Below are 19,449 nucleotides of genomic sequence, written 5' to 3' on the forward strand. Positions count from 1 at the left end.
GGGTCGTCGGCCGCATGCGACCAGGGGCTCGGACTGCCCGTCCGGCGTTGTGATCACCTCGGTGGCCGCCCTGTCGGTCACGGAGCGCGACTGGCTCCGCGACCACACCCGAGGGCCACCGCTGTCCCCGAGGCCGGGTCAGTCGAGGAGAAGGGGATTCGGCAGGGTGGCCGCGGGGTGCATGCGCAGAAGAGTGTGAAGGACTCCTGAGAGGCCGGACATGAGGCTGGGCGAGAACGCTTCGCGGGCCAGGCCGCCGACCGGGCCGCGCTGCTCGAGGCCGGTGAGGATTTCGGCGTCGAGGTCGGCGGGGTCGCCGAAGTCCATGGACGTGAGGAATTCCCAGAGGCCGAGGTCGCCGTGGCACAGGGTATGGCTCCAGCCGAAGCCCTCGGCGGCGCAGGCGCGCGCGGCCCGGCGGGCCATGTCGAGGTGGGCGGGATCGCCCGTACGCCGGTGGAGATCGAGCATGCCGATGCCTACCCCCGCGCTGCCGTGGCACCAACTGGTGAAGAAGTCCTCCTCGGCGCCGATGCGGACGTCGAGCCAGTTGCCGTGCTCGGGTTGGTAGAGGGACTCCTGATAGGCGAAGGCCCGCTCGGCGAGGTGGTTCCAGTCGCGCCGTTCGGCCGCGGAACCCGCGTCGCCGAGAGCGAGCCGGGTCAGCGCCCAGCCGATACCGGTGGCGCCGTGGGCGAAGCCGCCGATGCCCTCGGGGTTGAGCCGGGTCGTCCAGCGGGCGCCGCTCGCGTCGATGGCGGCCAGCCCGGTCAGCCGGCGGCCGATGTGCGCGGCGGCGCCGAGCCAGCGGTCCTGCCCGGTCGCCGCGGCCAGGTTGAGCAGGGGGACGACTCCGCCGACCGCGCCGTTGAGGAGGTCCACCTCGATGTCGTCCTCGACCAGTCGGCCCTCCGTGAGCAGCAGGGCCCTTGCCGCGGCCCGCTCCAGCAGCCAGTCCTCACCGAGCACCCGATGCAGCGCCAGCCACGTCCACACCTGCGACGCGGCACCGCTGAACGCTCCGGGTGACGGCGTCGGTGTCCGGTCCTCGGTGCCGACCAGGACCCGCAGCGCCCCCTCGAACGTCTCCTCGACGCCCGGCACCTCCTGCGCCCGCCCGGCCCGCACCTCGGTCACGTACTCCGCGAGCGTCAGCGCCACCCCGCCCTGCCCGGTGTAGAGGTCGGCGGGCAGCACCCTGATGGACCACCCCGCGGGGGTGAAGACGGGGCTGATCCAGGTGACCGTGCCGTCCTCACCACGCACCGCCCCGTCGCACAGCCGCCGCACCATCTGCGCGGCCAGGTCGCGGCGGCGGCGCTCCCGGTCCCGGGCGTGCGGGTCGCGGGCGGCGGCCTGCGTACGCGTAGGCAGCGAACGCTCGTTGAGGTACGCGCCGACCAGCGCGTCCTGGATCACCGCCTCCTCCAGCGCCAGGTCGGCGGTGCGCCAGTCCTCGACGGTGGTCCGCACGGCGGCCGAGTCCACGGTGAAGGTGAACATCGGCACGTCGCCGGTCAACAGGTCCGCGATCTCGCCGTCGATGGCCGCACGCTCGGTCGGCGCGCCGGGCAGCACCTCGGCGTTGCGCCGCAGGATGTCCCGGGCCCGTTCGACCGCCGCCGCCTCGTCGTGCAAGGACGCCGGGTGCCAGAGCATCCGGCCGATGTCGACGTACGCCTGCGTCGGCCGCAGGATCCGCCGCGCCTGGGCGCCTTCGAAGCGGCGCAGCAGCCGGTACGGGTCGGTCCCGGACCGGCGCAAGTGCGCGGTCATCTCGCGGAAGCCGGCCAGAATCCGGTCCCAGTACGCGCTCAACACGGGAGTGGGGCTGGGGTGGTTGCCCGCGGTGGGCATCGCCACCAGGTCCACCTGGAATCGGGCCGCCGCGGTACCGGCGTCCGCGATCACCGGGTTCGGGATCAGCGGCTGCTGGCCGGGCAGCGACCCGACCCCGGAGATGTCCACCCCGCCGAGCGCGAAGCCGGTGCCTCGTACGGGCAGCAGTCCGGTACGCAGCACCGTACGGCGGATGGCCGCCGCGGCCACGTCCACCGCGTCGCCCCTGCCGCTGGGCGGGAAGGGCGCGGGAGCGTCGAAGAGCGTCTCGGCGTCCACGATCACCGGCACCGGGCCCGCGGCGATCATGTTCTCCGCGTGCATGTCGGTGCCGCCGGTGAAGCGGAGGACGGCCAGCCAGTGCCCTACGTTCCGGTAGAACGCGGCGAGTTCCGCCTCGCCCGCACAGTAGCGGTGGCGGACGAACTCGGCCCAGCCGTAGCCCTCGCGTGCTTGCGTTCGCGGCACCCGGATGCGCTCGTCGGGCGCCGGTGCGCCGGGGAAGTCCGCGTAGAGCTCGTCCAGCAGCGCGCCCAGCGCCACGTCGGCTTCGGACGGCCGGGGCTTGTACATGACGCTCCCGCCGGCGAAGTCGACCCGGCTGACCGTCAGGCCGCCCCGGTGGGTGTCGCCCGCCCCGAACGCGACGGTTCGCATCTCTCCCGCTGATCCGCCCAGCAGCGGCCGCAGCACTTCGCGGTCCGCGGCGAGCCGTTCCGCGAATCCGGCCGTCGCCGCCACCGACAGCCGTGCCACCGACGCGATCCGCGGGCCGACCTTCGGGTATCGGTCGGCCAGCCGGTCGAGATAGCCCTCCTCCCCGGCCTGCTCCAGGAACGCGGTCCACGTCCGCGTGTCGGATCCCGCCCCCGTGTCCTCGGCGTGGCGTCCGCCGCCCGCCGTCATGCGCAGCGCGTGCAGTTCGATCAGGAACAGGCGGGACAGCTTCGCGTGCAAGGACTTGAGCAGGGCGGTGTGGCCGGCCTCCAGCACCGCTTCCCGTTCTTCCCGGCTCAGGGCGTCAATGGAGGCCAGCCGCCGGGCCAGCTCCTCCCGCCAAGGGCGGGCGATGGTCCGTACGGGTCGGGCGAACCATTCCGCCTCGTCCCGCCTCCCCGGCTCCCCCGGCCTCCCCGGCCTTTCCGATCTTTCCGGCGCCGATCCGCTCACCGTCCACCCTCCCCATTCCGCCGTGAACTCGCTTCTTGCGGTCGTTCCCTGGGAGCGCGGCAACTGTGCGGCCGGCCACGCCCCATCCGCACCCGGCAGCAACCGGCGAGCCGGAAACCGCCGCATCCCCGACGCGCTCGGGGGCGGGCGGCAACCGACTCGGCAGGCTGCGGCGCGTTCCCGGGTGCGGACGCGTCGTGGCTCGGCGCGCGGTTTCCCACGCTCCGGCTTTATGAACCGCACTCCGCACGGGCGCTCCCGAAGAGGCGTACCGCGCAGGCGATACGGTCAAAAAGCGCGCCCTGGAGAGGGCACTCAGCGGGCAGGCCCTCCACAAAGGGCCCTGGAGTCACCGCAGGCGGATCAGCAACACCAGCTGCCGTGCGACCCACTCGGGCTGGAACAGAAGCCGTAGAGGGAGTCGCTCGGGTCGGTGAGCGCGGCCTCGGCGGCGGCGCCGCCGACGTAGAGGGGCCCAGCGGGGTTGGTCTGGCCGTACGCGTTCTCGGCGCCCGCCAGCCAGGCATCGAGCACGGCGGTGGTGGCAACGCTGGTCTGGGGCATGGGAGACCTCCGGTGGATGTGGGGATTGGGGCGGATTGCCCAGCCCTGAGTATCGCCGGGTTCGAACACCCGTCAGACGTCCAATCTGGCCAAAGCCATGTGGTGTTCATGCGGCCTGCCGCCTTCTGCGGGACGGGTGGGACGGCCGCACGGCCGAGCGGTGACCGGGCGTGCGCAGCGGACGCCGGGCCTCCGACTACATGCTCCGGCCTGGGCTCCGCATCTACGAGGAGCCCCTGAAGAGCGAAGCAAGGGTGCCTCGGTACTCGTCCAGTCACCGCAGGCCGACCGAGAACCGGACGACCCCGATCTCGCGCCCCCTCACGTTCCGGTCCAGACCGGCCACTTGGCCAACAAGCGCACCGGCGGTCTCCGATGCCGGCTCCCATGAAGTCGACGGCCGCCGAGGGCCGCCCACCGCCGTATCCGGGCCCCGTCGCATGTCGGAACGTCCTGACAAAGCTGTTGACATCACTTGGAGAGCGTTCCATAGTACGTGCCACTAGAGCGCGCTAATAAAGCGCTCTAGTCTCCAGTCGCGAACGGCCGACGGTCCGCACCCATGACCGCCGCGCCACCCCACCGCTCCACGTTCCGCCGTCACACACCAACCGCGGCCGCCGAGCCGGGCCGAGCGTGTCCCTCCCCGTCACCGAAAGCCTTCAAGCCCGCCCGCCGGGCGTCGACGCCATCCCCCGCCCCGCCAAAACCCACCCTGACCAGTACAGAGAGGTGCAACAGACATGCGCAGAAACCACCGAGCGGCCGCCTTGGCCGGTGTTGTTCTCACCTGCACACTCATCGCAGCCGGCTGCTCCAGCAGCTCGGGCGGCAAGAAGTCCGAGGAACGCGGCGCGGCCGCCTCCGCGGGCAAGGCCGACACCCCCCGCATGACCGTCGCCATGATCACCCACGCCGCCCCGGGCGACACCTTCTGGGACCTGATCCGCAAGGGCGCCCAGGCCGCCGCCGCCAAGGACAACGTCAAGCTCGTCTACTCCAGCGACCCCAACGCGGGCAACCAGGCCAACCTCGTGCAGAACGCCCTGGACCAGAAGGTCGACGGCATCGCGCTCACCGCGGCCAAGCCCGACGCGCTGAAGGCGGTGGCGGCCAAGGCCGAGTCAGCCGGCATACCGGTCGTGGGCTTCAACTCCGGCTTGGACGACTGGAAGCGACTCGACATGCTCGAGTACTTCGGCCAGGACGAGAACATCGCCGGCCAGGCCTTCGGCCGGCGCCTGAACCAGCTCGGCGCCAAGCACGCTCTCTGCGTCATCCAGGAGCAGGGACAGGTCGCGCTGGAAGCGCGCTGCGCAGGGCTGAAGAAGGGATTCACCGGCAAGACGGACACCCTCTACGTCAACGGCACCGACATGCCGTCCGTGAAGGCGACGATCACCGCCAAGCTCCGGCAGGACTCCTCCATCGACCAAGTGGTCACGCTCGGTGCCCCGTTCGCGCTGACGGCCGTGCAGTCGGCGCAGGACGCCGGCGGCAAGGCCAAGATCGCCACCTTCGACCTCAACAAGGACCTGGTGAAGGCCGTCCAGAGCGGATCGGTCGAGTTCGCGGTCGACCAGCAGCCGTATCTCCAGGGCTACCTCGCCGTCGACGCCCTGTGGCTGTACAAGACCAACGGAAACGTCAGCGGAGGCGGCACCGCACCGGTGCTCACCGGACCGGCCTTCGTCACCAAGGAGAACGTCGACACCGTCGCCGCGTTCGCGGAGAACGGCACGCGATAGCGGCATCCGACCGGCGCTGTGGGCACGGCGGCCGAGCTCCCTTCGCCGCACCGTGCCCCGACGCCGCTCCCTACTCCTCAGGGCCGTGCCGACGGGACCGGCCCGCTGGTGCCGCGCACCACGAGCTTGGGGTCCAGCACCGCCTCTCGAGGCTCCAGGCCATCGTCCTCCAGCCGTTCCACGGCGAACCGCACCGCGTGCTCGGCCATCAGGACCGCGTCTTGGCGAACGGTCGTCAGGCCGATCGGCATCAAGTGGGAGAGATGGCTGTCGTCGTAGCCGATGACGGACATGTCGCGTGGGACATCGACGCCTGCCCGCGCCAAAGCCATCAACAGCCCCATCGCGCAACGGTCGTTGCCCGCGAGGACCGCTGTCGGCAGCGATTGCCCGCTGTCGCGCTCCGCCAGGAGCACGCGGCCGGTCTCGATGCCCGACCGCTCCGTGTGGTCGCCGGGGATCACCCGTATCTCCGACTCCAGCCCGTGGTGGCGCATCGCGGCCCGGTACGCGCGACGGCGTTCGGCCGAACCGGGGCCCCGGCCGCCGTCGATGTGCACGATGCGGCGGTGGCCCTGTTCGACCAGGTGGTCCATGGCCTGCCGGATGCCCTTCGCCTCGGCGCTGTGCACGAAGTCGACGCGGGCGCGGGGGACCCGGCGGCTGACCGAGACGGTCGCCGTACGGTGACCGAGTTCCTCCAGGTACGCGGGCTCCGCCTCGGGACCCAGCAGGATCAGCGCCTCGCAACGGTGACTGAGCAGAGCCTCCACCGCCTTGGCCTCACTGCGGCCCTGGGAACTCGCGGAGAGGACGACGTCGTAGCCGAGCCGCTCGGCCTCGGGGTAGATGCCCTCGATCAGGTCCGAGTGGAACGTCTGGTGGACGGTGAACATCACGCCGAGTGTGCGACTGCGGCCGCGGGCCAGGAGCCTGGCCGCGCTGTCCAAGCGGTAGCCGATCTCGTCGGCGACACGCAGCACCCGCTCACGGGTCTCCTGACTCGCGCCGGGCTGATTCCGGAAGATGATCGAGACCAGCGCACGGGAAACACCAGCCTTCTCAGCGACGTCCGCCATCGTGGGCCGCTGCTTGCCCGATGCGTCCACCTGCGTACCCACCCTTCGACGGCGCCCACCCTATGGGCAGTCGCGAATTCTCCCAGCAACAAGCTATTGACATGACATTTGGACAGGGGCCATCGTACTCGCACTAGAGCGCGCTAGTAGAGCGCGCGAGAGAACCCACCGGAAGACCGCCGAAAATCCCCCGCCCCCTCCCCCAAGGACACGCCATGGCACCGGCGCCATCCCCGCTCCGCACCACCGCGGGCAACCTCTGCCTGGGCTCCGCCCCCGACTCCTGGGGCGTCTGGTTCCCCGAGGACGAGCAGCAGGTCCCGTACACCCGCTTCCTCGACGAACTCGCGCAGGCCGGCTACGCGTGGCTGGAGCTCGGACCGTACGGCTATCTCCCCACCGACCCGCAGCGGTTGAAAGCCGAACTCGACGCCCGTGGGCTCCAGGTCTCCGGCGGCACCGCCTTCGGTGCGCTGCACCGGCCGGAGGCCTGGGACGAGATGCTCGCCCACGTACGACAGGTGGCCGCGCTGACCGCCGCCGCGGGCGCCCGCCATCTGGTCCTGATCCCGCCCATGTACCGGGACGAGAAGACCGGCGAGTTCACCGAGTCGCCCGAGCTGACCGCCGCGCAGTGGGCGGGCTTCGGCCGGGCCGCCGACCGGCTCGGCCGACTGCTGCTCGACGAGTACGACGTACGGCTCGTGATCCACCCGCACGCCGACAGCCACATCCAGACCCAGCCCGAGATCGAGCGGCTGCTGAACGAGTCCGACAACCGGTACACCAACCTCTGTCTGGACACCGGCCATGTGGCGTACGGCGGTGGTGACAACCTGGACCTGATCCGCCGCTTCGGCGAGCGCGTCGGCTACGTGCACATCAAGCAGATGGACCCGGCGGTCCTCGCCCAAGTCGCCGCGGAGAACCTCTCGTTCGGCGAGGCCGTACAGCGCGGGGTGTGCGTGTCGCCGCCGGAGGGCGTGCCGAGCCCGGCCGACGTGGTGGCCGAACTCGCAAGACTCGACGCCGAGTTGTTCGTGATCGTCGAGCAGGACCTGTACCCGTGCGCTCCCGATGTGCCGCTGCCCATCGCCGTACGCACACGTGCACACCTGGACGGCTGCGGCCTCTCCGGAACCCGGCGTCCGAAGACCACCCGATAGGAGGCAGCCATGGACGTCAGGGACGACGCGCCCCATGTCTGCGCCCCAGCCACCGGCATCACGGACCACGCCCCGCCATCCGTCTCCCGGCGGCTGCGGCTCATCACCGTCATCGCCACCTTCGGCGGACTCCTCTTCGGCTACGACACCGGCGTCATCAACGGTGCCCTGCCCTACATGACCGACGACCTGGGACTGACCCCGGTCACCGAGGGCATGGTCACCAGCTCGCTGCTGCTGGGCGCCGCACTCGGGGCGATCACCGGCGGTCGGCTGTCGGACGCGCGCGGACGCCGCCGTACGATCCTGACCCTCGCCGTGGTCTTCTTCATCGGCGCGCTCGGCTGCACCCTCGCACCGACCACCGCGGTCATGGTGCTCGCCCGGTTCGTACTCGGCCTCGCGGTCGGCGGCGCGTCGGTGACCGTGCCCGTCTACCTCGCGGAGATCTCCCCCGCCGAGCGACGCGGCGCGCTGGTCACCCGCAACGAACTGATGGTCGTCAGCGGTCAGTTGCTCGCCTTCACCTCCAACGCGGTCATCGCCGACGTGGGTGGTGAGACCGGCGGTGTCTGGCGCTGGATGCTCGTGGTCGCCACGGTCCCGGCCGTCGTGCTCTGGTTCGGCATGCTGGTCATGCCGGACAGCCCCCGCTGGCTGGCTTCCCAGAGCCGCTTCAACGAGGCCTTCGAGGTGCTCAAGCAGGTCAGGTCCGAGGCCCGGGCCCGGGCCGAACTGCGCGAGGTGTCCGCGCTCGCCGTCAAGGACGAGCAGGAGAAGCTCGGCGGCCGGCGCGATATGAAGGCCACCCCCTGGGTGCGCCGACTGATGTTCATCGGCTTCGGCATCGCGGTCGTGCAGCAGATCACCGGTGTCAACACGATCATGTACTACGGCACTCAGATCCTCACCGACGCCGGCTTCACCTCGGACAGTGCCCTGACGGCGAACATCGCCAACGGTGTGATCTCGGTGCTGGCCACCTTCGTCGGCATCTGGCTCCTGGGCCGCGTCGACCGGCGGCCCATGCTGATGAGCGGTCAGATCGGAACAACCACCGCCCTGCTGCTGATCGGCGTGTTCTCGCTGGCGTTGCCGGAAGGCACGGGCCGGGCGTTCGCCGTGCTGGCGATGACCGTCACCTTCCTCGCCTTCCAGCAGGGCGCGATCTCACCGGTGACGTGGCTGATGCTGTCGGAGATCTTCCCGATGCGGATGCGCGGTTTCGGGATGGGCGTCGCGGCCGTGGTGCTGTGGCTGACCAACTTCGCGATCGGCTTGGTCTTCCCGTCCCTGGTCGACGGGATCGGTATCTCCAACACCTTCTTCCTCTTCGTGGCGGCGGGCGTCCTCTCGTTCGCTTTCGTCAAGCGCCACGTCCCCGAGACCAGGGGCCGCACCCTCGAAACCCTCGAAGCCGAACTCCGGACGCGCTTCTCCCGACCCCTCTCCTGAAGGAAACGACCATGACCGTACGTGTAGGTGTCATCGGTGCCGGAATGATCGGCCAGGACCACATACGTCGACTCACCGAGGCCGTCACCGGCGCACGCGTCAGCGCGGTGACCGACATAGACCAGGCCCGCGCCACCGAGGTCGCCGCCCGCGTCGGCGCAAGCGCGCTGCCGACCGGTGCCGACCTGATCGCCTCGCCAGATGTGGACGCCGTTCTCGTCACCTCCTGGGGCCCCACCCATGCCGAGCACGTCCTGAACGCCGTCGCGGCCGGTAAGCCGGTGTTCTGCGAGAAGCCCCTCGCCACGACCGCCGAGGACTGTCTGCGTATCGTCGAGGCCGAACACGCCCACGGCCGCCGGCTCGTCCAGGTAGGTTTCATGCGCCGCTTCGACCCCGGCTACCGCCAGATGAAGGAAGTCCTCGCCTCCGGAGCGATCGGCGCCCCGCTGATCGTGCACTGCGCCCACCGCAACCCGACCGTGCCGGAGTCCTACACCTCGGTGATGGCCGCGCAGGACACGGCCGTACATGAGATCGACGTCCTGCGCTGGCTGCTCGACGACGAGATCGTCTCCGCCCAGGTGATCACCCCACGCGCCACCGGCAAGCGGTTCGCGCACCTCAAGGACCCGCAGATCATGCTCTTCGAGACCGCGAACGGGGTCCGCATCGACCTGGAGGTCTTCGTCAACTGCCGGTACGGCTACGACGTCCAGTGCGAGACCGTCGGCGAGGAGGGCCTGGTCCGGCTGCCCGACCCGGCCGCTGTCGGGGTCCGCACCGCCGGACACCACGGCACCGCCGTGGCACAGGACTGGAAGGTGCGTTTCGCCGACGCCTTCGACACCGAGTTCCGCGAATGGGTCGCGGCCGTCGGGACCGGCAGCGAGCCCACCGGCCCGTCCGCCTGGGACGGCTACGCCGCCACAGTCGTCACCGACGCCGCCGTCCGGTCCCTGGAGTCCGAGGGCGCCGTCGTCACCGTGGACATGAAGCCCCGCCCCGTCCTGTACGGAGGCGCCGCATGAAGATCGCCCTCGACCCCTACATGTTCCGCGCCCTGCCCATCGACGACATGGTGCGCACGGTCGCCGAACTCGGCTACCAGTACATCGAGTTGTCCCCGCGAGGCGACTTCATGCCGTTCTTCCTGCACCCACGGGCCGACGACGAGCGCGTGGCCGGCTTGAAGAACTCACTGCGCAGGTACGGCGTCCAGCTCTCCTCCGTACTCCCGCTCTACAAGTGGTCCTCGCCCGACGAGACCGAACGGCAGGCCGCCGTCCGCTACTGGAGGCGGATGATCGAGATCACCGCGGAGCTCGAATGCCCTTTGATGAACTCGGAGTTCAACGGCCAACCCGACCGAGCCGCCGAGAGCGAGGCCGCCTTCTGGCGTTCCATGGAGGAACTGCTCCCCGTCTTCGAACGCGAGGGCATCGCCCTCAACCTGGAGGCGCACCCGGACGACTTCTGTGAGGAGAACACGCCGGCGGTCGACCTCGTACGCGCCGTCAACAAGCCCTGGGTGAACTACCTCTACTGCGCCCCGCACTCCTTCCACCTCTCGGGAGCCTCGGACGTCGGCGCGGACATCGCGGCGATGATGCGTTACGCCGGCGACAAACTCCAGCACGTGCACATCGCCGACTCCTTCAACCACAAGGGATCATCCGGCCTGCGCTACATCCTCAACCCGCCCGGCACCACGGCCCGTATCCACCAACACCTCGACATCGGCCAGGGCGAGGTCGACTGGGACGCCTTCTTCGGCACGCTCCGGGAACTGAGCTTCGACGGCGTCGCCACCGCGTGCGTCTTCGCCTGGGAGGAACGCGCCAAGGAATCCTCCGCGTTCATGCTGGACCGCATCAGCAAGGAGCTCTCGGCGTAACGCGAGCGACCCACCGTGCCCCGGCGGTCGGAAGACCGCCGGGGCACGGTGGGAGCGGAGGCGACTGGATGCCGATCGGGAGAGACTGCCGCGATCAGGCCGCCGGGGCCGGGTAGGTCGGGTATTCCACGCCGGAGACGTGCTGGACGACACGGACGACCTGGCAGGAGTAGCCGAACTCATTGTCGTACCACAGGTAGAGGATCGCGTTGTCGCCTTCGACCTTGGTCGCGCCGGCGTCGACGATCGAGGCATGACGCGAGCCGATGAAGTCGCTCGAGACCGCGTCGGGGGCGGTGATGAAGTCGATCTGGCGCTTGAGCGGCGAGGTCAGCGAGACATCGCGGAGGTGGTCGAGGACTTCCTCGCGTGTGGTCTCGCGGGCGAGCTGCAGGTTGAGGATGGCGATCGAGACGTCCGGAACCGGGACGCGAATGGAGCTGCCGGTGATCTTCGCCTTGAGGTCGGGCAGCGCCTTGGCGACGGCGGAGGCGGCACCGGTCTCGGTGATGACCATGTTGAGCGGCGCAGAACGACCGCGACGGTCGGAGTTGTGGTAGTTGTCCAGCAGGTTCTGGTCGTTGGTGAACGAGTGGACGGTCTCCACATGGCCGCGCAGAACGCCGTACTCGTCCGCCATCGCCTTCAGCGGCGGGACGATCGCGTTGGTGGTGCAGGAGGCGCAGGACATGATCTGCTCGTCCGGCTTGATCGTGTCGTGGTTGACGCCGTGGACGATGTTGGGAACGTCGCCCTTGCCCGGTGCGGTCAGGACGACCTTGGCGATGCCGGGGCGAAGGTGCTGGGACAGGCCCTCGCGGTCACGCCACCTGCCGGTGTTGTCGATGAGGATGGCGTCCTTGATGCCGTACGCCGTGTAGTCCACTGACAGCGGGTCGTCGGAGTAGATCACCTTGATCTCGTTGCCGTTGGCGACGATCTTGCTGTTCGCCTCGTCGACGGTGATCGTGCCCCGGAACTGGCCGTGAATGGAGTCACGCCGCAGCAGCGAGGCGCGCTTGACGATGTCCTGGCCGGCACCCTTGCGGACGACGACGGCACGCAGTCGCAGCCCGTTGCCGGAGCCGGCCTTCTCGATGAGCAGGCGGGCGACGAGGCGGCCGATGCGGCCGAACCCGTAGAGGACGACGTCGCGCGGCTCCTGGCGCTCGATCTTGTTGACCCCCGTGGCGCCGGCCACGGCCTCGGCGGTGAACTCCGCCACCGACAGACCACGGTCGTCGGACTTGTAGGTCGCGGCGAGCATGCCGATGTCGATCTGCGACGGGCCGAGATCGAGCGTGGTGAGAGCCTGCAGGAACGGCAGCGTCTGGATGACCGAAAGTTCCTCACCGGCGATCTGCCGGGCGAACCGGTGGGTCTTGAGGATGCTCACCACTGACTTGTTCACCAGGGAACGGCTGTGCAGCAGGACCGTGACGTCCCGCTCCCGGTGCAGCTTCCCGATGATCGGGATCATCGACTCCGCGATCTCCTCGCGGTTGTTCCAGTTGGTGAACGAGTCGTCATTGACAGTCACAGATTCATCTTTCGAGCTAGGTGGCGCTCAGATGGTAGCTCGACGCCCTTTTGATCATTCGAGCGGGGCCACCTGATCAAGAGGAACGCGCAGCTGAGGCCCTCGTACGCCCTCGCGCCGGTGGCACGGGACCCGGCGACCGGCGTGAGAGCGCGCCCTCGTGACCGGTCTGCCTCGCGCGAGGGATGCCCACATCGAGGACACGAATGCGCCCCTTTCACGCGGTTCCGACTGCCACCGGTGACTGTTTCGCTTGACATGGGGCGCGCGCAGCCCACCTGCCCGGACCGTCACGAGGTTGCTGTCCTGGCGTCCACCTCCCCGGAATCCGTCTTCGACCTCCACCGCCTCCGTGCACCCACGCCGCACGGCTTCTGACGCGTCGCCGAGGCGACCCTTCGACACGGTTCAGGTCAGACGTCGTCCATGGCCAGGCAGTAGGAGCCCTTGCCCGAGGCGCACGGCGTAGACGCCCCGCCTCGTTCGCTGATGTTCATGCGTATCCGCCCACGCCCGCTCACGTATCGGGAGGACATGTGACAGTCCCGGAAAGCTCCCCAGAAAGCGCCGCCGGACCCACCGACGAGGGACCACGGTCCACCAGTCTCAGCACCCACGCTGCACGTCAGCTGGCCACCACCACCAAGTCCGAACCTCAGATGCAGGCCATCACCTCGCGATGGCTGATCAAGATGCTGCCTTGGGTGGACGTCAAGGGCGGCACCTACCGGGTGAACCGGCGACTCCAGCTCCGCGTCGGCCGGGGGCGGGTGCAGTTCGAACAGAACGGCGCGGACGACATCAAGGTCATTCCCGAGACGCTGACCGAGCTGCCCGCCCTGCGCGGCTACTCGGACACCGCGGCCCTGCGGGAGATCTCCTCACGGTTCAGGGTGCGTGAGGTGCGTTCGGGCCAGGTCCTCTTCGACGCCGGGCAGCCCGTCACGGAGGCGTACCTGGTCGTCCACGGCCGGTTCACCCGCTACACCACCGGCAAGTACGGCGAGCAGGAGGTCACCGGGGTCATCACGGACGGCGACGGGATGGGAGACGAGGCCATCGGCCAGGCCGACCCGCTGTGGTTCAGCTCGGTGCGGGCCGAGACTCCGGGCGTGGTGCTGGCGCTCAACTGGGACACCCTGACGCAGTTCATGGAGCGCACACCGTCGCTCGCCGCCCAGCTGGACGCCTTCGCGCAGCAACAGAGCAAGCCCATGAACCGCAAGGGCGAGGCCGACGTACCCGTGCAGGCCGGGCACGTGGGCGAACCGATCCTCGCCGGCGGCTTCGTCGACTACGACCTCGCCCCGCGCGAATACGAGCTGTCCCTGACCCAGACCGTGCTGCGTGTCCACACCAGGGTCGCCGACCTCTACAACCATCCGATGAACCAGACCGAGCAGCAACTCCGCCTGACCATCGAGGAGATCCGCGAGCGCCAGGAGTGGGAGCTGGTCAACAACCGCGAGTTCGGTCTGCTCCACAACGTCGACTACGGCCAGCGCGTCAGCACCTTCTCCGGTCCTCCCACACCCGACGACCTCGACGAACTGCTGTCGATGCGCCGCAAGACCCGGCTGTTCCTGGCCCACCCGAAGGCGATAGCGGCCTTCTTCCGGCAGTGCAACCGGCGAGGGCTGGTGCCCGGCACCGTGAACCTCGACGGCCACGAAGTACCCGCGTGGCGCGGCGTTCCGCTCTTTCCGTGCAGCAAGATCCCGATCAGTCCCCAACACACCAGCAGCATCATCGCGCTGCGCACGGGAGAGAAGGACCAAGGGGTCGTAGGCCTGCACCAGACCGGCATTCCGGAGGAGTACGAACCCGGCCTGAACGTACGGTTCATGGGCATCGGCAGCACCGCGATCATGAGCTACCTGGTCACCGCCTACTACGCGATGGCCATCCTCGTACCCGACGCCGCGGGGATCCTGGAGAACGTCCAGGTGGGGCGGATCGCGGAATGAGCGAGCCATCGGCTTGCGGATCGCCGCCGCGACTGCCCGGGCCACCCCGTCTGGTCCCCGTCACGCAAGCCCGGCGGAGCGGGGCGATCCCCGGGCTGCGCCACCGACCCGCCGCCCCCGCGGACCCGGGGAAGGCAGCGGAGGTCGACCGCAGGCTGGAGGCCTGGGTCCGTCGGCTCGACGCGTTCCCCAAGGCGTGGACGGGGGACTTCGCGGGGTTCCAGTTCGGCCGGGCCGTCGTACTCCAGCATCCGGGCGCGGCCGACCTCGAACGCCTCACGGCGGCCGGCAAGCTGCTGCTGGCCGAGAACCTCGTCGACAACTGCTACTGCGAGGAGGACGAGGACAAAGGCGGCTCATCGCGCGGACTCGGCGGCAGGCTGATCAGGGCCCAGTCCGCGCTCGACCCCTTCCACTCCACTCCCGAACTGGAAGCGCGGTGGCGGCGCGGCGTACAGGCCGACGGGCCGCTGCGCTCGTACCACGGGGCCCTCAAGGACTTCGCCGTCTTCGCTACTCCCAGCCAGACCGACCGACTGGTGCACGATCTCGCCCGGCTGCATCTGGGCTATCTCGGTGAGGCCGCCTGGTCCGAGATCCGGTACGTGCCACCGGTCTGGGAGTACCTGATGATGCGGCAGTTCAACAGCTTCCGCCCCTGCCTGTCGATCGTCGACGCCGTGGACGGCTACGAACTGCCCGAGCCCCTGTACGTCCGGCCCGAGATCCAGCGGATCACCGCGCTCGCCGGCAACGCGACCACGCTCGTCAACGACCTGTACTCCTTCACCAAGGAACTGGCGAACGATCCCAGCCATCTCAATCTGCCTCAGGTCATCGCCGCCAACGAACGGTGCGGGCTGAAGGCCGCCTATCTGAAGGCCGTCGAGATCCACAACCAGATCATGGAGGCGTTCGAGGAGGAGGCGGCGGCCCTGTCCGCCACCTCGCCTCTCGTCGAGCGCTACGCCAGGGGCCTGGCCGCCTGGGTGTCCGGCAACCACGAATGGCACGCCACCAACACCCACCGCTACCACCTGCCGAACTACTGGTAACACCCCGCCGTCCGGCCCGTCACCCACCGCGCCACAAGGAGTCACCTTTGCCCATCACCGATGCCGACACCATGGCAGCGCCCATGCCGACCCAGGCCACCTGCCAGTCGACGTACCAGACCCGCGTCGCGGACTACTGGAACGCCGAGGAGAACCCGGTCAACCTCGAACTCGGAAAGATCGACGACCTCTACCACCACCACTATGGCATCGGGGACGTCGACTGGTCCGTGCTCGACGGAGACCGCGACGAGGCCGGGGGCGGGGACAGGGACGACGCTGCCGAGCGCCGTGACCGGATCACCTCCGAACTGCATCGTCTGGAACAGGCACAGGCCGACCTCCTCGCCTCCCATCTCGGCCCCCTCTCCCCCGCCGACCGTGTCTTCGACGCCGGCTGCGGGCGCGGCGGCGGAAGTGTGGTGGCCCATCTGCGGTACGGATGCCACACCGACGGCGTCACGATCTCGAGGAAACAGGCCGACTTCGCCAATGCCCAGGCACGCAAACGGCACATCGACGACAAGGTCCGCTACCACCACCGGAACATGCTCGACACCGGTTTTCCCTCCGGCGCGTATGCGGCCTCCTGGAACAACGAGTCCACCATGTATGTGGAGTTGGACCTGCTGTTCGCCGAGCACGCACGGCTGCTGCGCCGCGGCGGACGCTACGTGACGATCACCGGCTGCTACAACGACGCCTACGGGCGTGCCTCCCGGGAGGTGTCTCTCATCAACGCCCACTACATCTGCGACATCCACCCACGGTCGGAGTACTTCCGCGCCATGGCCCGCAACCGCCTCGTACCCGTCCACGTCCAGGACCTGACCGCCGGCACCATCCCCTACTGGGAACTCCGCAAGCAGGCCGACCACCTGGTCACCGGCATCGAGGAAACGTTCCTGAGCGCCTACGAGAACGGCAGCTTCCAGTACCTGCTCATCGCGGCCGACCGCGTCTGACATCTCCGCCGCGTTGGCGCTCCTGCGGATGAGTCCTATGGTGAGAAGTGGTGCAGAGGCTTTCCCACGAGGTGTTCACGACGGGGAGGACATGATCATGTCCGAAGCCACACATCCCACACATCACCGTCCGCTTCGGCGGACGCACGACGATGCCGCAGGCGTCACGGCCACCATCAACCGGGCAGCGAGCGCCGCGGGCGCCGCCGGTCGGGCCGCGGCGGATGCCGTACGGCACCCCCAGGCCGTGGTGGACCGGTTGCGGCATCTGCCGCAGGCGCTGCCGCTGGTGCGGCAGGCGGTGGCACCCATACTGACCGGACGAGTGCGTGACTGGCGTGGCGAGTACGCCTACACGTTGGGTGAGCAGGCATTCGTCTACGGTTTTCCGTACATCTACAATGCCCGGCTGCGTCACCAGTGGGTGACCCAGCCGCGTGACCCGGCGACGGTGCCGTATGCGGCGGTCAACCATTTCTGGCACGCGCAACGGCTGCTGGACGCCTCGTATCGGGACGGCGGATGTCCCAACAACGACACCCTGTACTCGACGGCGTGGGTGGACCTGCGCGGCGAGCCGATCATTCTCTCGCACCCGGACATGGGTGATCGCTACTTCTCCTTCGAGCTGATGGGCATCACCTCGGACAACTTCGACTACATAGGCCAGCGGACCACGGGATCCAAGGCCGGCCATTTCGCGATCGTCGGTCCGGACTGGAGCGGGCAGCTTCCCGATGGTGTGCGCCGTGTCGCGACCGCGCCGAGCCCGTGGATCCTGATCCTCGGCAGGACGCTGGTCGACGGCGAGGACGACGTGCCGAACGTACAGACACTCCAAGCCCAGTACCGGCTCACTCCGCTCAGCTTCTTCGACAGGGGCGGTGGGCCCGTTGACCCGGCGCGGCTCCCGGCGAGCCATGAGGTGCCGGCGCCGGTGGACCCCGCCCAGGATCCCCTCGGCCCCTGGAAGACGCTCAACGCCATGCTGGCCGAGAACCCGCCACCGGCGCACCACGCCATCCTGCTCAAGCAGTTCGCAGAGGTCGGCATCGGTCCCGGTCTCGACGTCGAGGCCCAGCCTGAGGCCGTCAGGCAGAACCTCATCCGGGCTGCGACCGTCGGTACGCCGATGCTCAAACAGCAGATGCTCAGCGGTGAGTGGGCACATGTGGTGAACGGTTGGCGTTATCCGCCACCGCAGATGGGCCGCTTCGGCGACGACTTCGTCAAGCGTGCCGCCGACCAGTCGTTGGCGGGCATCATGGCCAACGATCCCGACGAGGCGGTCTATCTGCTCAACTACGACGACGCGGACGGGAACAAGCTGTCGTCCGGCCGGTACACGCTGCGTTTCGGCGCGGGCGCGATGCCACCCGTCGATGCCTTCTGGTCCCTGTCCGCGTACGGGGACGACATGAACCTGATCCCCAACCCGGCCGGTCGCTACTCGGTCGGGGACCGCACGCCCGGGCTCGCCATGGACGCTGACGGCGGTCTGACCCTCCATCTGCAGTCCACATCACCGGGAGAGGACCGTGAGGCCAACTGGCTGCCCACGCCCGAAAGCGGCACCTGGTTCGTGATCCTGCGCATGTACCGTCCGCACCGCGAGGTCGTGGACGCGGTGTGGGAATGCCCTCCACTCACCCGTGTCGACTGACCTGACGGATCCGCGGGCCGCGCGTGGCGGCCCACGGACCGGTGCGTGGGACTGCTCTCAGCCGATGTAGAGCTGGTACGTGGCGCCGTTGCTGGTGTCGTTCGCCGAAATGAGCCGGGGTTCCCACCGCCATCCGGTGCTGGGCTTGCGGTGGTGGAACTCGACCGACTGCCCGGCTATCCACCAGTAGCCTTCCGCCAAGGTGCAACCCTTCGGGGCGATCTCCCAGAACCTCGAGCCGCCCCAGTCGCCGTACTGGTTCTCGCCGACGAAGTAGAACTTCACCGTCTCGGTGGACCCGCTGCAGACCTTGAGCTGTACGTACTTGTTGGCGGCGTAGGCCGTTCCCGGAACCGCCAGACTGCCGAAGAGGGCGCCTGCGGCGAGTGCCGCCGTGGCGACTTTGCGCTTGAGACTGTGCATGGGACTGTCACCATTCTTGTTCTTGGACCGGTTGGACTGGATCGGACCGGGTTTGACTGGATGGGACCGGATCGGATGTGGGCTCAGCGCAGTAGGCCTTTGGACCGCAGCCAGGTCCTGGCCGCTTTCCCGGGAGCCTCGCCCGCGTTGACCAAGGAGGCGAGCGCGGTCAACTGGCCGGTCGTCAGCGGGGTGTTGACGCGGGCCAGGGCCGCCCTGCCGGTCGCGTCCACGGCAGGGGAGCTGATGAGTGGGAAGACGTGCGCGGGCGGGACGACGGACTTGGGATCGGCCAGCACGACCAGGCCGTCCCGGGTGATCGCGGGGTCGGTGCTGCGCAGCGCCAGCACATCTGCCCTCCCCGATGTTCCGGCAGCGGTGAGAGTGACGCCGTACGCCTGCTTCAGGGACGAGGTGGACGGGGCATCGGGATCGCCGGAGGCGTCACCGCCCAGTGTCAGGCGACCGCCGGCGCTGCCGAGGTCGGCGAGGCTGCGCAGTGTGCGGCGCTTGGCCGTGGCCTTGGTGACCGCGAGGACGACCCCGCGCTGCGCCGCGGACGACGGCAGCGCGACGGTCCCCGGAGGCAACGCCATGCTCAGCGTTGCCTCCATGTCGCCGGGCATGGACTGACCGCCCGGCAGCGCACGCAGCAGGGCGCTCTCGTAAGCGGGCGCGATACCGATCCTGCCCGCCACCACGGCCTGGGCGGTGTCGGCAGGGGACGCGTAGGTGGCACTCGCGGTCCGCACCTCCTGCCCGGCGGCGGTGAGGAGTTCGCGGTAGATCGCCGCCACGACCCGGCTCTCCGCGGAGCCGTCGGTGCCGATCACGGTCGGCCCCTGACGGTCCGCGTGGCCGCTGTACGTGCCTTCGGTCCGCCCGTCCGCGCATCCGGAGAGAACGAAGAGCGAGCAG

At 69.2% G+C, this 19,449-nt stretch carries 15 protein-coding genes; 9 read left to right on the plus strand and 6 right to left on the minus strand.

Annotation, left to right across the window (positions count from 1 at the left end; all coding sequences use genetic code 11):
* Window positions 1-138 precede the first annotated feature (138 nt).
* Complete coding sequence (locus ACFZDJ_RS50795; protein WP_391069762.1) at window positions 139-3,009, minus strand: type 2 lanthipeptide synthetase LanM; 2,871 nt, start codon at window positions 3,007-3,009, stop codon at window positions 139-141.
* Window positions 3,010-3,372: 363 nt separating this feature from the next.
* Complete coding sequence (locus ACFZDJ_RS50800; protein WP_390939210.1) at window positions 3,373-3,573, minus strand: DUF6229 family protein; 201 nt, start codon at window positions 3,571-3,573, stop codon at window positions 3,373-3,375.
* Window positions 3,574-4,316: 743 nt separating this feature from the next.
* On the opposite strand from ACFZDJ_RS50800, the gene ACFZDJ_RS50805 reads away from it, so the two are divergent.
* Complete coding sequence (locus tag ACFZDJ_RS50805; RefSeq protein WP_385383304.1) at window positions 4,317-5,321, plus strand: substrate-binding domain-containing protein; 1,005 nt, start codon at window positions 4,317-4,319, stop codon at window positions 5,319-5,321.
* 77 nt (window positions 5,322-5,398) lie between these two features.
* Here ACFZDJ_RS50805 and ACFZDJ_RS50810 read toward each other — a convergent pair whose 3' ends face one another.
* Window positions 5,399-6,400 carry a LacI family DNA-binding transcriptional regulator gene (locus tag ACFZDJ_RS50810; RefSeq protein WP_389601573.1) on the minus strand — a complete coding sequence of 334 codons (1,002 nt, stop codon included), beginning with the start codon at window positions 6,398-6,400 and terminating at the stop codon, window positions 5,399-5,401.
* A 215-nt stretch (window positions 6,401-6,615) separates the two neighbouring features.
* Between ACFZDJ_RS50810 and ACFZDJ_RS50815 the strand changes: the two genes are divergently transcribed.
* Genes ACFZDJ_RS50815 through ACFZDJ_RS50830 form a run of 4 tightly spaced genes read left to right on the plus strand, consistent with a single transcriptional unit; the run spans window position 6,616 to window position 10,918 of the window.
* Complete coding sequence (locus tag ACFZDJ_RS50815; RefSeq protein ID WP_391069764.1) at window positions 6,616-7,566, plus strand: TIM barrel protein; 951 nt, start codon at window positions 6,616-6,618, stop codon at window positions 7,564-7,566.
* A gap of 9 nt (window positions 7,567-7,575) precedes the next feature.
* The gene (locus ACFZDJ_RS50820; protein ID WP_391069766.1) at window positions 7,576-9,021 is read left to right on the plus strand and encodes a sugar porter family MFS transporter; all 1,446 of its coding nucleotides are present in this window, start codon (window positions 7,576-7,578) and stop codon (window positions 9,019-9,021) included.
* Between the two features lie 11 nt (window positions 9,022-9,032).
* Window positions 9,033-10,052, plus strand: a complete 1,020-nt coding sequence (locus tag ACFZDJ_RS50825; protein WP_391069767.1) for a Gfo/Idh/MocA family oxidoreductase — start codon at window positions 9,033-9,035, stop codon at window positions 10,050-10,052.
* Window positions 10,049-10,918, plus strand: a complete 870-nt coding sequence (locus tag ACFZDJ_RS50830; RefSeq protein ID WP_391069769.1) for a TIM barrel protein — start codon at window positions 10,049-10,051, stop codon at window positions 10,916-10,918. Before ACFZDJ_RS50825 ends, ACFZDJ_RS50830 begins: the two co-directional genes overlap by 4 nt.
* 94 nt (window positions 10,919-11,012) lie before the next feature.
* Here the strand turns inward: ACFZDJ_RS50830 and ACFZDJ_RS50835 are convergent, their stop codons facing one another.
* The gene (locus tag ACFZDJ_RS50835) at window positions 11,013-12,458 is read right to left on the minus strand and encodes a glyceraldehyde-3-phosphate dehydrogenase (protein WP_168504942.1); all 1,446 of its coding nucleotides are present in this window, start codon (window positions 12,456-12,458) and stop codon (window positions 11,013-11,015) included.
* 536 nt (window positions 12,459-12,994) lie between these two features.
* Here ACFZDJ_RS50835 and ACFZDJ_RS50840 point away from each other — a divergent pair.
* From ACFZDJ_RS50840 to ACFZDJ_RS50855, 4 genes are all read left to right on the plus strand, one after another.
* The gene (locus ACFZDJ_RS50840) at window positions 12,995-14,425 is read left to right on the plus strand and encodes a family 2B encapsulin nanocompartment shell protein (RefSeq protein ID WP_391069771.1); all 1,431 of its coding nucleotides are present in this window, start codon (window positions 12,995-12,997) and stop codon (window positions 14,423-14,425) included.
* Window positions 14,422-15,480, plus strand: a complete 1,059-nt coding sequence (locus ACFZDJ_RS50845) for a family 2 encapsulin nanocompartment cargo protein terpene cyclase (protein ID WP_391069773.1) — start codon at window positions 14,422-14,424, stop codon at window positions 15,478-15,480. Before ACFZDJ_RS50840 ends, ACFZDJ_RS50845 begins: the two co-directional genes overlap by 4 nt.
* A 71-nt stretch (window positions 15,481-15,551) precedes the next feature.
* Window positions 15,552-16,445, plus strand: a complete 894-nt coding sequence (locus ACFZDJ_RS50850) for a geranyl diphosphate 2-C-methyltransferase (protein WP_391069819.1) — start codon at window positions 15,552-15,554, stop codon at window positions 16,443-16,445.
* 97 nt (window positions 16,446-16,542) lie between these two features.
* The gene (locus tag ACFZDJ_RS50855; protein ID WP_391069775.1) at window positions 16,543-18,108 is read left to right on the plus strand and encodes a DUF1254 domain-containing protein; all 1,566 of its coding nucleotides are present in this window, start codon (window positions 16,543-16,545) and stop codon (window positions 18,106-18,108) included.
* A gap of 57 nt (window positions 18,109-18,165) precedes the next feature.
* On the opposite strand, the gene ACFZDJ_RS50860 is transcribed toward ACFZDJ_RS50855, so the two are convergent.
* The gene (locus ACFZDJ_RS50860; RefSeq protein WP_168487346.1) at window positions 18,166-18,531 is read right to left on the minus strand and encodes a hypothetical protein; all 366 of its coding nucleotides are present in this window, start codon (window positions 18,529-18,531) and stop codon (window positions 18,166-18,168) included.
* A gap of 83 nt (window positions 18,532-18,614) precedes the next feature.
* Complete coding sequence (locus tag ACFZDJ_RS50865; protein ID WP_391069777.1) at window positions 18,615-19,364, minus strand: glycine betaine ABC transporter substrate-binding protein; 750 nt, start codon at window positions 19,362-19,364, stop codon at window positions 18,615-18,617.
* Window positions 19,365-19,449 lie beyond the last annotated feature (85 nt).

It is taken from the genome of Streptomyces sp. NPDC007896, assembly GCF_042959425.1.
Lineage (GTDB): Bacteria > Actinomycetota > Actinomycetes > Streptomycetales > Streptomycetaceae > Streptomyces.

Coding starts and splice junctions, on each gene's coding strand:
- ACFZDJ_RS50830 (WP_391069769.1), top strand. CDS start 10,049: ATGAAGATCGCCCTCGACCCCTACATGTTCCGCGCCCTGCCCATCGAC.
- ACFZDJ_RS50850 (WP_391069819.1), top strand. CDS start 15,552: ATGGCAGCGCCCATGCCGACCCAGGCCACCTGCCAGTCGACGTACCAG.
- ACFZDJ_RS50800 (WP_390939210.1), bottom strand. CDS start 3,573: ATGCCCCAGACCAGCGTTGCCACCACCGCCGTGCTCGATGCCTGGCTG.
- ACFZDJ_RS50815 (WP_391069764.1), top strand. CDS start 6,616: ATGGCACCGGCGCCATCCCCGCTCCGCACCACCGCGGGCAACCTCTGC.
- ACFZDJ_RS50810 (WP_389601573.1), bottom strand. CDS start 6,400: ATGGCGGACGTCGCTGAGAAGGCTGGTGTTTCCCGTGCGCTGGTCTCG.
- ACFZDJ_RS50825 (WP_391069767.1), top strand. CDS start 9,033: ATGACCGTACGTGTAGGTGTCATCGGTGCCGGAATGATCGGCCAGGAC.
- ACFZDJ_RS50855 (WP_391069775.1), top strand. CDS start 16,543: ATGTCCGAAGCCACACATCCCACACATCACCGTCCGCTTCGGCGGACG.
- ACFZDJ_RS50845 (WP_391069773.1), top strand. CDS start 14,422: ATGAGCGAGCCATCGGCTTGCGGATCGCCGCCGCGACTGCCCGGGCCA.
- ACFZDJ_RS50860 (WP_168487346.1), bottom strand. CDS start 18,531: ATGCACAGTCTCAAGCGCAAAGTCGCCACGGCGGCACTCGCCGCAGGC.
- ACFZDJ_RS50820 (WP_391069766.1), top strand. CDS start 7,576: ATGGACGTCAGGGACGACGCGCCCCATGTCTGCGCCCCAGCCACCGGC.
- ACFZDJ_RS50805 (WP_385383304.1), top strand. CDS start 4,317: ATGCGCAGAAACCACCGAGCGGCCGCCTTGGCCGGTGTTGTTCTCACC.